The sequence below is a fragment of the Lysobacter sp. KACC 24251 genome (assembly GCF_057747755.1).
This window is the reverse complement of the sequence record NZ_CM173222.1, coordinates 901,460-913,803: the sequence shown is the minus strand read 5'-3', so window position 1 is coordinate 913,803 and position 12,344 is coordinate 901,460. Positions and strand designations below refer to the sequence as shown.

The window sequence follows — 12,344 nt, the reverse complement described above, 5'->3', positions numbered from 1 at the left end:
AGGCATGGCGGGGGGCCTCCGCGTCGCCGGCCCCAGCATCCGGACTCACCCGCGGCATCCCGACACCAGGGGCAGGGCCAGCGCCTTGGCGAATTCACCCCGCGAAAGCCCCTGCACCCGCTCTGCCACCGGATACACCAGGCGCACGTCCTGGTGGCGTCCCTTGGCATCGCGGATCGTGGCTACACCGCGGAACTCCAGCAGGCGTCGATCACGCAACGAGTACCGCAGTTCGATGGGCTTGAGGGCGAAGCCCAGCCAATGGTCCAGGGTCATCCGGAACCGACGCTCCTGGTCCGGCGGCTGCTCCCGCGACACGGGCGCAATGCGAATCGGATAGAACGCAAACCGGCTGGGCAGAAGGAATGGCACCACCACCCCGTCGGCAGCACCGAGCCGGTCCCACTGCTGCCGCACCAGCGCGTCGAAGCCCGCGTCGATCACCCCGCCGGCTCGCATCGTCAGAGGTCGTGACTTGAGGCTGCTCCCTGTCCGTTCCTGCAGGAAGACCTCGCGCGCTCCCTGGCGACTGCGCACGCCCTCACGGTAGCCATCGCGTGCATCGAGGAACTCGAAATCGGGCGCGGCGGCCGCGCCACTGGGCTTCACGACCTTGCGCGCAAAGGGCTCGCCGCCAGGGCAGCGGTACACCACGACCCGCTGTCCATCAGGGCCATGCCAGTGCGTCTCGCGGTACCGCAACCGGCCATCCTCGCGGCCGTAGGCGTGCCCTTCGTATCGCTCGACGGTCGCAGCCGACCACCCCGTGGCCGGATATCCCGTCGCCAGCAGCAGGCCCAGGATCGTTGCCCTCGCGCGCCCTCGGTTCACCATCGCACCGCTCCTGCCACCGTGGTGGTGGCCTTTGCGGACACGTACGCGTGCAGGCCGACGGCGGATGCAGGCTCCAGCCAGCGCGCGATCAGTTCAGGCGGCGCCTGCGCCGCCCGAAGCGCTCACTCGACGGGTGCGGCCATCACCAGCTTCTCGATGGGGTAGCCGCGTTCTGCAGCCCGTCGGGTCAGCCGGTCGAAGGTGGCCCGGTCCATGCGCGGCTCGCGCGAGAGGATCCACAGGTACTTGCGCGACGGCCCGCCCACCACTGCCCATTGGTAGCCGGGGTCCAGGTCCACCACCCAGTAGTCGGCCCAGACCATCGGCAGCCACGAAAGCCACCCCGGGGCGAACCGTACCTGCAGTGCGCCGGGACTGCCTTCGACCGGCCGCGCGACGCCCACCGATTCGTCCATCGTTCCCTTTCGCGTGCGGCAGGCATTGCGCACTTCGATGTGGCCGCCAGGCAACTTCGCATAGGTCGCGGTGATGCGGTCCACGCACTGCCGCTGGAAGAACATGGGCAGGTGCGCGATTTCGTGCCAGGTGCCCGCGTAGCGCTGCAGGTCCAACTGGTCGACTGGCCGGTTCAGGCCGGCTGCCTGCGCATTCGCTGTTGGGGAAGAAGCCATCGCCAACACCGAGACCAAGAGCACTGCTGCCACCGTCCGCATCGTTGCGTCCTCCAGATCCTGGGGCCACGATCAAACGCAATGCATCGTGACGGCTTCGTGACCCCTCCGCCGGTCCGGACAGGCTAGGTTGCGGGGGGAGCCTGCGGAACCCGCTCCATCGCCGCGACCTCCCACCGCCAGAAGCCCCAGCCCACCGCCAGGAACGCCGTGGCCGTCAGTACCAGCGTCATGCCGCTGCCACTGATCAAGGGCGACAACACGCCCGCGATCAACGCATTCAGCACCAGGCTGGTGAACGCCTGCAAGGACGACGCCGAACCGCGTTGGCGGGGAAACATGTCCAGGATGGCCAGCGTGATTACCGGGAACACCAGCGCGATGCCGAACGCATTGAGGCTCATGGGCAACACCGCCCACGGCACGCGCGGCACGTCGACCAGCAGGTTGTAGCCAAGGTTGTAGACCATGGCGAGCGCGCTCGCGGCAAAGCCCATCGCGATCAATCGTGCGCCGCCCACGCGGCCCGCACTGCGGCCCGAGACCCAGGCGCCCACCGCCATGCCGCCAATGGTCGGCACGAAGAACCACGCGAACTGCTGCTCGTTGAGCTTAAGCAGATCCAGCACGAACGCAGGCGCCGACGCGATGTACAGGAACAGTGCGCCGAAGTTGAACGCCGATGCCGCGGCCAGGCGCTGGAAGCGTGGATTGAGGAAGATGCCGATGTAGTCGCGCAGCAATTGTCGCGGCACCAAAGGCAACCGCGCCTCCACCGGATGGGTCTCCGGCAGCACGCGCCAGGTGGTGACCAGCAACACCGCGGAGAACAGCACGAGGAACCAGAAGATTGCCGGCCAACGGCTCCAGCCCAGGATCCAGCCGCCGATCACCGGCGCGATGGCCGGCGCCACGCTGAAGATCATCGACACCTGGCTCATCAGGCGTTGCGCGTCATGGCCATGCAGCACGTCGCGGATCACCGCGCGACCGACGATCAGGCCCACGCCCGCGGACAGGCCCTGCAGCGCCCGGAACGCCAGCAGCGTGCCCATGTCGCGGGCCAGCGCGCAACCAATCGATGCAAGGGTGAACACCGCCAGTCCACCGAGGATCACCTTGCGCCGCCCGATCGCATCCGAAAGCGGCCCATGCACCACGCTCATCAGCGCGTACGCCGCGAGGTAGATGCTGATGGTCTGCTGCATCGCCACCTTGTCGGCACCAAGTGCGACGCCCATCGCCGGAAAGGCCGGGAAGATGGTGTCGATGGAAAACGGCCCGAACATCGCCAAGCCCGCCAGCAGGATCGCGAGCGTGCGGATGGTGATGGGCAGCGGGGTAGCGCTTCCGGACGAAGATGGGGCAGCAGGGGGCATCAGCAGGTCATTATGTTGAAGTTCGACCGGGGGATGACCTGTCGACAACCACAGGCCCTTCCAGATCAATGACAACGCCCCAAAAAGGCAAGGCCCCGCGATGCGGGGCCTGCCAATGAAGCGGCAGCAGGTCGATCAGGCCCACGGATCCTGCAGCACCATCGTGTGCTCACGGTCCGGACCGGTCGACACGATCGCCAGCGGGCATCCTGACAGTTCTTCCAGCGCACGCAGGTAGGCACGCGCGGCGAGCGGCAGCTTCTCCCACTCGGTGACGCCGTGGGTGTTCTCGGTCCAGCCGGGGAACTCCAGGTACACCGGCTCGCATTCCTCCCAACCCGCGGCGTCGAGCGGCGCGTATTCGGTGGTCTTGCCGCCGTACTTGTAGCCGACGCACACCTTCAGCTTTTCCATGCCGTCCAGCACGTCGAGCTTGGTGATGCACATGCCGGTGATGCCGTTGATGGCCACCGCGCGCTTGAGCGCCACGATGTCCATCCAACCGCAGCGGCGCGGGCGGCCCGTGGTGGCGCCATACTCGGCACCGCGGTCGCGGATGCCCTGACCCACTTCGTCATCCAGCTCGGTCGGGAACGGACCGCCACCCACGCGCGTGGCATAGGCCTTGCAGATGCCGAGCACGTAATCGATCGCGTCCGCGCCCACTCCGGTACCGGCGTACGCGCCGCCGACCGTGGTATTGGACGAGGTCACGTAAGGGTAGGTGCCGTGGTCGATGTCGAGCAGCGAGCCCTGCGCGCCTTCGAACAGCACGCGCTTGCCCTGCTTGCGCAGGTCATGGAGGATGCCGGCCACGTCGGACTTCATCGGCTCCACGTACTCGCCGAACGCCAGCGCCTCGTCGAGGGTCTTCTGGAAGTCCACCGCTTCCACGCCCAGGTACTTGGTCAGCACGAAGTTGTGGTAGTCCATGGTGCCGCGCAGCTTCTCGGCCAGCTCCGTCGGGTAATGCAGGTCGGCCACGCGGATGCCGCGGCGCGCCACCTTGTCCTCGTACGCCGGGCCGATGCCGCGGCCGGTCGTGCCGATAGCGCTCTTGCCGGCGGCCTTCTCGCGGGCCTGATCCAGCGCGATGTGGTACGGCATGATCAACGGCGTGGCCGGGCTGATCTTCAGGCGCGAACGCACGTCAACGCCGGTAGCTTCCAGCTCGTCGATTTCCTTGCGCAGCGCGGCCGGGCTCAGCACCACACCGTTGCCGATCAGGCACAGCGCACCTTCGCGCAGGATGCCCGACGGAATCAGGTGCAGCACGGTCTTCTTGCCGCCAATGACCAGGGTATGGCCGGCGTTGTGGCCACCCTGGAAGCGCACCACGGCACCGATTTCCTCGGTGAGCAGATCGACGATCTTGCCCTTGCCTTCATCGCCCCACTGGGCACCCAACACCACGACAGACTGACCCATCACTCGCTCCAATCAGGTTCCGCCGGGCCGATAGCGTAGGGGGAAGGCCGGGCAGAAAAGGTGAAGGGCCTGATGGCCCCCCAGACACGGAAAAAGCCGACCGGGGAACCCCCGGCCGGCTTTTGTGCATTATCCGGGTTTTGAGGGGTGGGGGCCAGTCCTTTTGTCAGAACCGGTGACGCACCCACATCAGCGACAGCAGGCCGAGGATGACCACGACGCCGCCAATGGCCCGCAGCCGCTGGTTGGGCATCGCGTAGAGCTGCTCCGCGGCCCGCTTCCAGCCCTGGGGGGTGGCGAACAACACCAGTCCCTCCAGCACCCCCACCAGGCAAAGCGCCGACATCAACTCCTCGGACACGATCAGCGGTCTTTGTTCAGGTATTGCAGGAACGGGTCGTTGCGATCCATCACGATCACGCCCTGCCCGTCCGCGAACGACTTCCGGTAGGCCTCCAGGCTGCGCTGGAAGGCATAGAAACCCGGGTCCTTGTTCGCGGCGGCGGCATACGCCTTGGCTGCCTGCGCATCGCCCTCACCGCGCAGCCGCTGCGCATCGCGCTCGGCCTCGGCGGCAATAACGGCCTGCTCGCGATCCGCCTCGGCGCGCACCGTATTGGCCTGCTCGGCACCCTCGGCGCGCAGGCGGCTGGCCACCTGCTGGCGCTGGGCGCGCATGCGACGGTAAACGTCCTGGATCACCTGGCTGTCGGTGGGCAGGTCGATCTGCTTGATGCGCATGTCGACGATGCGTATGCCCATCGTCGCCGCGCCGTCGTTGATGCCCTTCAGCTGCTTGCCGATCACTTCCTGGCGGTCGCCGGAAACGACCTGCGAAAGCGTGCGCGCGTTGATCTCGTTGCGCAGGGCATCCTTGATGATCGGCGCCAGGCGCTGCACCGCCACCGACTCATCACCACCGGTGGCGCGATAGAACGCACGCGAATCCTCGATCATCCCCACCGCGAAGAAATCCACGCTGACGTCCTTGCGCTCGGAGGTCAGGTAACGCTCGGGCTCGGCGTCCAGCACCTGCAGTCGGCGGTCGAAAATGCGCGCGGTTTCAACCAGCGGGAACTTGAAGTGCAGGCCCGGGCCGATGTCGCTGCGCACCACGCGGCCGAACTGCAGCACCATGCCGGTCTGCCCTTCGTTGACGATGTAGACCGACCCCATCAGCGCCAGCAGCGCCGCCACGGCAGTGGCTACCCAGAACGAAACCTTCATCGGGTGACCTCCTCACGGCCGGTGGGTCGTGGCGTGCGGCCACTGCGGGTGGACTGTTCGGCAGCCTGCTCGATGGCCGTCACGGTGGGCGCCAGCGATTCGGGCGAAAGCGGGGCGCTGGCCGCGCTGGAGCCCTTCGCCGGCTCCATCGGCACGTAGATCAGCTGGCGCGAGTCGCCGCCCACCACCTTGCGGTTATCGGCCAGCACTTCCTGCACTGTCTCCAGCCACAGGCGCTTGCGGGTCACTTCCGGCGCGGCCTGGTACTGGTCCACCAGCATCGAGAAGCGGTCCGCGTCACCCTGTGCACGCGCGATGGACGCGGTCTTGTAACCCTCGGCCACGGTGCGCACGCGCGCGGCCTGGCCGCGGGCTTCCGGCACCACCTGCGCAGCGTAGGCGCGGGCCTCGCTGATCAGCCGGTCCTTGTCCTGCTGGGCGCTGTTGACGTCGTCGAAGGCCGGCTTGACCTCTTCCGGTGGGCGCGCGTTGGGCAGATTGAGCTCGGTCACGGCAAGGCCGGTGCGATACGCGGCCAGCGACTTCTGCAACTGGTCGCGCGCGGACACGGCCAGCGCGTTGCGCGCGCCCAGCACGGTGTCCAGCGTGGAGCGGCCGACCTGTTCGCGCACCGTGCTCAGCGCGGCCTGCGCCAGCATGGCATCGCCATCGCGGGTACCGAACAGGTATTCCTGCGGATCGCTGACGCGGTACTGCACGTTGATCTCCACCAGCACGATGTTCTCGTCGGCGGTCAACACCGGCACGTTCTCGCTGAAGGTCTTGATCTGGGTGGCGTTGATCTTGGTGACGCGTTCGACCGGCCACGGCAGCTTGAAGTGCGGACCCGGCTGCAGCACGCGCGAGAACTGGCCGAAGCGCAGTACCACGCCACGCTGCTGCTCGGTGATCAGTACGAAGCAGTTGAAGACCAGCCACAGGCCTATGACTATGGCGACCCAGCGCAGGATGCCGCCATTGCCGCCGCCACCGTCCAACAGACCGCGCAGGGGGTCCAGAAGGGCGTCCAGACCGCGTCCGCCAGGACCACGACGCGGCGAACGGCCGCTCGAGCCGCCCGAATTGCTACTGCCAGGGGTGTTCCAGGCCATGCCTGCTCCATGTAGTGAAACGAGCCTGCAGGCGCGGCGGAGCCGTCCTGCAGGCGCGGGTCGATTCTAGGTGGGGGCTCCCGCCGCCTCAAGCAAGGGCCGCAGCGACTCCCCGTGCGACTGCGCGAACAATCTCTGGGCATCGGCCAGCGCGATGTCGACCTGCAGGCGCCAGCCGTGCTCGTCGCCCTGCTCGCTGCGGACCGCGCCCAGTTCGTGCAGGCGGGCGCGCAGGCGGGCTGCCTGCGGCGGGATACGCACTTCACCCTGCACGTGTCGCAGCTCCAGGGCGTCGGCCATCGCCCCCTGCAGCAGGTCCAAGCCCACGCCGTCCCGGGCGGACAGCCACACCCGCACCGGGCCCTCGCCCGGCTGGTCGAGCCGTGGCGCCGCGCCTTCGATCCGGTCGATCTTGTTGAACACCAGCACCTGGGGGATGTCTCCCGCCCCGATCTCGGTCAGCACCGAGTTGACCTGGGCGATCCGCTCATCGCGCAGCGGGTCGGCGGCGTCGATCACGTGCAGCAGCAGGTCGGCCTCGCGCGACTCCGACAGGGTGGAGCGGAACGCGGCCACCAGCGCGTGCGGCAGGTCGCGCACGAAGCCCACCGTGTCGGCCAGGGTCACGCTGCCGCCGGACAGGTCGATGCGTCGCACCGTCGGGTCCAAGGTGGCGAACAGCTGGTCGGCCGCATAGGCCTCGGCGCCGGTCAGCGCGTTGAACAGGGTTGATTTGCCGGCATTGGTGTAACCCACCAGCGCAACGCGGGGCATCTCGCTGCGCACGCGTGCGCGGCGCATCTGGGTGCGCTGCACTTCCACCTTCTCCAGCCGTCGCTGCAGGGATTCAAGCCGGGCCTGCAGCATGCGGCGGTCGAGCTCCAGCTGGGTCTCACCCGGGCCGCGCAGGCCGATGGCACCACCGCGCTGACGCTCAAGGTGGGTCCAGCCGCGGACCAGCCGGGTGGACATGTGGCGCAATTGCGCCAGTTCCACCTGCAGCTTACCGTCGTGGCTGTGCGCGCGCTGGGCGAAGATGTCCAGGATCAGCCCGGTGCGATCGACCACGCGGCGCTGCAGGAACCGCTCCAGGTTGCGCTCCTGCGTCGGCGAGAGCGTGAAATTGACCAGGATGAGGTCCGCGCCGGTTGCCTCCACCGCCGCCTTGATCTCGTCCAGCTTGCCGCTGCCGATGAGGGTGGCGGCGTTCGGCCGGTCGATGCGCGCGTTAACCACCGCCGCGATGGTCGCGCCGGCGGATCGGGCGAGGTCGGTGAACTCCTCCAGCAGCCCCTCGTCGGGTGGTCCCCCGGCGTGCGGCTGGATCAGCAGCGCGTGCTCGCCCTTGCGGGATCTCTCAAAAAACACGCGTGCTCACTTTCCGGGAACGGCCAGACGACAGATCGTTATTCTGCCTCGTCGGCGTCTTCGCCGCCTTCACCCGGCTGCACCTGGCCGCCAGTGGGCCCCACGCGCACGTTGCGCGCCGGCACCACGGTGGAAATGGCGTGCTTGTAGACCATCTGGCTGACCGTGTTGCGCAGCAGCACCACGAACTGGTCGAAGGACTCGATGGTGCCCTGCAGCTTGATGCCGTTGACCAGGTAAACCGAGACGGGCACGCGCTCGCGGCGCAGGGCGTTCAGGAAAGGATCCTGCAAGGACTGTCCCTTGGACATCAGAGTGTTCCCCAACAATTATGAGTTCTAGTTATGGGCGGGTAGCCTGACTCCATGGCAGCCGCGTCGCCGGTAGCTGTCCCCACAGCGGCGATGGGCCGATGGTAACGCAAACCCGCCCCGGGGGAAGTTGCCGCCGGCGGCGTTTTACGCAACACCGCTGGGATCGGGGTATCAACCGGACCGCGAGGCCGGCATGAACATCGCCAGGGCCTGCTCCAGCGCAGGGCGTTGGACACTGGGATCAAACCAACGGGCGTCCAGCTCCCCGCGCAGCCAGGTGAGCTGGCGCTTGGCCAACTGGCGCGTCGCGAAGATGCCCCGCTCCCGGAACTCTGCCGTGCGCGTGTGCCCTTCCAGATGCTCCCACGCCTGCCGGTACCCGACCGCTCGCAGCGCCGGCAATTCCAGCGGCGCGGGATGCGCCTTCAATCGGGGCAAGGCGCGGAGGGCGCGCACCTCGTCCAGGAACCCCGCATCCAGCATGGTGTCGAAACGCTGCTCGATCCGGGCATGCAGCACCGCCCGTTCCGTCGGCGCCAGTACCAGCTTCAGCACCCGGAAAGGCAGCCGCGGCATCGCCAGGCCTTCGCGGCGCCAGTCGCTGATCGTGCGGCCCGACAGTCGATAGACCTCCAAGGCGCGCTGGATCCGCTGCGCGTCGGTGGCGTGGATGCGGCGAGCGGCTTCGGCGTCAATCGCCGCCAATTCAGCGTGCAGGGCAGCCCAGCCGCGCACCGCCGCCTCGGCTTCCAGTTGTGCGCGCACCGCCGGGTCCGCCTCCGGCATCGGGGACAGTCCGTGCAACAGCGCATGGAAGTACAGGCCGGTGCCGCCGGCCAGCACGGGCACGCGCCCGCGCCCCGCGATTTCGTCCATCGCCCTTCGTGCGTCGTGGGCGAACTCCGCCGCCGAATAGGGCTCCCAAGGGTCCCGGATATCGATCAGATGGTGCGGCACGCGACGCTGCTCGTCGCGCGTGGGCTTTGCCGAACCGATGTCCAGGCCGCGATACACCAGCGCCGAATCCACGCTGATGATCTCGCCGCCCAGCCGCTCGGCCCAGTCGAGGGCGAGCGCCGTCTTGCCCGATGCCGTGGGCCCCATGAGGGCGATGGCGGTGGGCCGGTGGTCCAGGTGCTCGACGGTCATGGCAGGCAAATCATCGGGGGACGTGCGACGTCCGGCGATGATCGCATTCAGTGCGGGTTCTCGCGCAGGGACGCACGTACCTGCTGGTGCGTCACCTGCACTGCATGCGGCGGCTCCTTGCCCAGCAGACTGACCACCACGATGGCCAACGTCGCGGCGATGAATCCCGGCACGATCTCGTACATCGCGCTTCCGGTCTGTTTCCACAGGATCACGGTCAGCGCGCCGGTCAGCATGCCCGCCAATGCGCCATTGCGGGTCATCCGCTGCCACGTCAGCGACAGCAGCACTACCGGGCCGAACGCGGCGCCGAACCCCGCCCAGGCGTAGCTCACCAGGCCCAGCACGCGGCTGTCGGGGTCGCGCGCGATGGCAATCGCCAGCAGCGCCACGGCCAGCACCGCCGCCCGACCTACCCAGACCAGTTCGCGCTGGCCGGCCTTGGGGCGCAGGAAGCCGCGGTAGAAGTCCTCGGTGATGGCGCTGGAGCACACCAGCAACTGGCACGACAGCGTGCTCATCACCGCGGCCAGGATGGCCGACAGCAGGACGCCTGCGATCCAGGGGTTGAACAGCTGCTCCGCCAACGTGATGAAGACCCGCTCCGGGTTCTGGCTCACCGGCCCGGCAGCTTCCGGGTGGGCGGCGTAATGCGCGATGCCGAAGAAGCCCACCGCGATCGCCCCGGCCAGGCACAGCACCATCCAGGTCATGCCGATTCGCCGGGCCTTGGGGATGGAACTGACATGGTCGGCGGCCATGAAGCGCGCCAGGATGTGGGGCTGGCCAAAATAGCCAAGTCCCCAGGCGGCCGCCGACACCACCGCGATCAGCCCGCCGGTTCCCACCCAGTCCAGCCGGGCGGGGTCCACCTGCTCGATCAGCGCCAGGCTCGGCTGCACGCCCCCGTTGCTGGCGATCACGATGATCGGCGTCAGTACCAAGGCAAAAATCATCAGCGAGGCCTGCACCGTATCCGTCCAACTGACCGCCAGGAACCCGCCGATCAGGGTGTAGGCGATGGTCGCCGCCGCGCCATACCACAGGGCCTGCGCGTACGGCACGCCGAACACGCTTTCGAACAGCCGCGCTCCGGCGACAATGCCGGAAGCGCAATAAACGGCAAAGAACACCAGGATCACCAACGCCGAAAAGATGCGCAGGACACGCCGGTCATCGGCGAAGCGGTGGGTGAAATAGTCGGGCAGTGTCAGCGCATTGTGCGTGCGCTCCGTGTAGATGCGCAGCGGACCGGCAACATAGCGCCAATTGAGGTAAGCGCCGATGGTCAGGCCAATGGCGATCCAGGCCTCGGACAATCCGGTCAGGTACAGCGCGCCAGGCAGGCCCATCAGCAGCCAGCCGCTCATGTCCGACGCCCCGGCTGACAGCGCGGTGACGAAACTGCCCAGGGAACGGCCGCCCAGGATGTAGTCGTCGAAGTTTCGCGTGGACCGCCACGCAATGAATCCAATCATGACCATCGCGATCAGGTACAGACCGAAGGTCACTAGGAGCGGCGTGCTGGCGGTCATCTGGTTCTTCCCCCTGTATCAGCCCCGGAGCTTACCGCAGTGCGCCCAAACTGGCGGCGCGGGCTGGCCCCAAGTTGGCAGGCTTGTCCCACCGGTCGCTATCACCACGGTTGTTCACAGCCCCTGTGGACAAGCAGCGGGATAAGCTTGGGGAGCAAACGCCACGGCCCAACAACGACGGGGTGCGCAAGAGGTTTGGCTAAAATTTCACCGCCACGGATAACGTCGAATTCCGAACGCGGTCAGTTGTGCACATGGCCTGTGGACAACCATTTGGATGACGGTGTGGGCAACCACGTGGGGCCCTTGCAGGACGGGCGTGTCAACAGGTTTGGCTATTTTTTCACCACAAAGAAATGCAACGAAAATGCTTGACTCCTGCGTTTTCGGAGCACGTGGCCGTTACTCTTCGTCTGGCCAGCGAATTGAAGGAGCCGTTGTGCGCGGACGCGGCATGGGTTGCGCAGCCACGGCGTTCCACACTTTCAACGCATCCGCCGTCGCCGCCACGTCGTGCACGCGCAGCAGCTTCGCACCGCGCTGCGCTGCGATCAGATGCGCGGCCACGGAGCCAGCCACCCGATCGCGCGGCGACTCGCGGCCGGTGATTTCGCCGATGCTGCGTTTGCGTGAGAGGCCCGCCAGCACGGGCACGCCCAGTTCGACAAATCGCTCAAGCTGGGCCAGCAGGCTGAGATTGTGGGCCGTGTCCTTGCCGAAACCGAAACCCGGGTCCACGACCATCCGCTTCTTCGGAATGCCCGCCATTTCCGCCGCGAACAACCGCTCGGCGAGGAACCGGTGCACCTCGGCGACAACGTCGTCGTATTGCGGCGCGGCCTGCATCGAACGCGGCTCACCCTGCATGTGCATCAGCACCACCGGGACGCCAAGCGACGCGGCCGCATCCAGCGCGCCCTCCTGCCGAAGGCCGTAGATGTCATTGATCATGCCCGCGCCGGCCTCCACGGCGGCGCGCATCACCTCGGGCTTGTAGGTATCGACGCTGATCGGCAGGGAGGTGGCTTCCCGTAGACGCCGGATCAGCGGCACCACGCGACGCAGTTCCTCGTCCAACGGGACTTCGTTGGCGCCCGGGCGTGTGGATTCGCCGCCGACATCCAGGATGTCCGCGCCCTCCTCCGCCAGCCGCACCCCGTGGGCCACGGCTGCCTCCAACGTGTCGTGCTCGCCTCCATCGGAGAAGGAGTCAGGGGTGATGTTGACGATGCCCATCACCCGTGGGCGGTCCAGGACCAGCATGCGGCCGTTGCAGTCCAGGGTGGGGGCGATGTCGAACATGGCGCGCGTTCCCGTCAGGCAGAGGCGGCAGGCTAGCAGGCACGAGGGCCACAGCACAAAACGA

At 67.4% G+C, this 12,344-nt stretch carries 12 protein-coding genes; all 12 read right to left on the bottom strand.

The window, feature by feature from the left end; all coding sequences use genetic code 11:
- Positions 1 to 45: 45 nt before the first annotated feature.
- Complete coding sequence (locus AC3ARF_RS04350) at positions 46 to 834, bottom strand: hypothetical protein (protein WP_498930614.1); 789 nt, start codon at positions 832 to 834, stop codon at positions 46 to 48.
- 122 nt (positions 835 to 956) lie between these two features.
- The gene (locus AC3ARF_RS04345; RefSeq protein WP_498930612.1) at positions 957 to 1,466 is read right to left on the bottom strand and encodes a lipocalin family protein; all 510 of its coding nucleotides are present in this window, start codon (positions 1,464 to 1,466) and stop codon (positions 957 to 959) included.
- Between the two features lie 125 nt (positions 1,467 to 1,591).
- Complete coding sequence (locus AC3ARF_RS04340) at positions 1,592 to 2,845, bottom strand: multidrug effflux MFS transporter (RefSeq protein WP_498930610.1); 1,254 nt, start codon at positions 2,843 to 2,845, stop codon at positions 1,592 to 1,594.
- Positions 2,846 to 2,980: 135 nt separating this feature from the next.
- Positions 2,981 to 4,273 carry an adenylosuccinate synthase gene (locus tag AC3ARF_RS04335; RefSeq protein WP_498930608.1) on the bottom strand — a complete coding sequence of 431 codons (1,293 nt, stop codon included), beginning with the start codon at positions 4,271 to 4,273 and terminating at the stop codon, positions 2,981 to 2,983.
- A 166-nt stretch (positions 4,274 to 4,439) separates the two neighbouring features.
- On the bottom strand, positions 4,440 to 4,619 hold the full coding sequence (locus tag AC3ARF_RS04330) for a DUF2065 domain-containing protein (RefSeq protein ID WP_498930606.1): 180 nt from the start codon (positions 4,617 to 4,619) through the stop codon (positions 4,440 to 4,442).
- Between the two features lie 17 nt (positions 4,620 to 4,636).
- Positions 4,637 to 5,500: a protease modulator HflC gene (gene hflC / locus AC3ARF_RS04325; protein ID WP_498930604.1), complete on the bottom strand. Its 864-nt coding sequence runs from the start codon at positions 5,498 to 5,500 to the stop codon at positions 4,637 to 4,639.
- Entirely contained in the window at positions 5,497 to 6,612 is a 1,116-nt protein-coding gene (hflK, locus tag AC3ARF_RS04320; protein ID WP_498930602.1) for an FtsH protease activity modulator HflK, read from the bottom strand. Before hflK ends, hflC begins: the two co-directional genes overlap by 4 nt.
- A gap of 66 nt (positions 6,613 to 6,678) precedes the next feature.
- Positions 6,679 to 7,980: a ribosome rescue GTPase HflX gene (gene hflX, locus AC3ARF_RS04315; protein ID WP_498930600.1), complete on the bottom strand. Its 1,302-nt coding sequence runs from the start codon at positions 7,978 to 7,980 to the stop codon at positions 6,679 to 6,681.
- A 38-nt stretch (positions 7,981 to 8,018) separates the two neighbouring features.
- Positions 8,019 to 8,291, bottom strand: a complete 273-nt coding sequence (gene hfq, locus AC3ARF_RS04310) for an RNA chaperone Hfq (protein WP_498930598.1) — start codon at positions 8,289 to 8,291, stop codon at positions 8,019 to 8,021.
- A 174-nt stretch (positions 8,292 to 8,465) separates the two neighbouring features.
- Positions 8,466 to 9,443: a tRNA (adenosine(37)-N6)-dimethylallyltransferase MiaA gene (gene miaA / locus AC3ARF_RS04305; protein WP_498930596.1), complete on the bottom strand. Its 978-nt coding sequence runs from the start codon at positions 9,441 to 9,443 to the stop codon at positions 8,466 to 8,468.
- Positions 9,444 to 9,490: 47 nt separating this feature from the next.
- Positions 9,491 to 10,978 (bottom strand): sodium/proline symporter PutP, encoded by a 1,488-nt coding sequence (gene putP, locus AC3ARF_RS04300; RefSeq protein WP_498930594.1) that lies wholly within the window; start codon positions 10,976 to 10,978, stop codon positions 9,491 to 9,493.
- A gap of 402 nt (positions 10,979 to 11,380) precedes the next feature.
- Positions 11,381 to 12,280, bottom strand: coding sequence for a dihydropteroate synthase (folP, locus tag AC3ARF_RS04295; protein ID WP_498930592.1), 900 nt, complete (start codon positions 12,278 to 12,280; stop codon positions 11,381 to 11,383).
- Positions 12,281 to 12,344 lie beyond the last annotated feature (64 nt).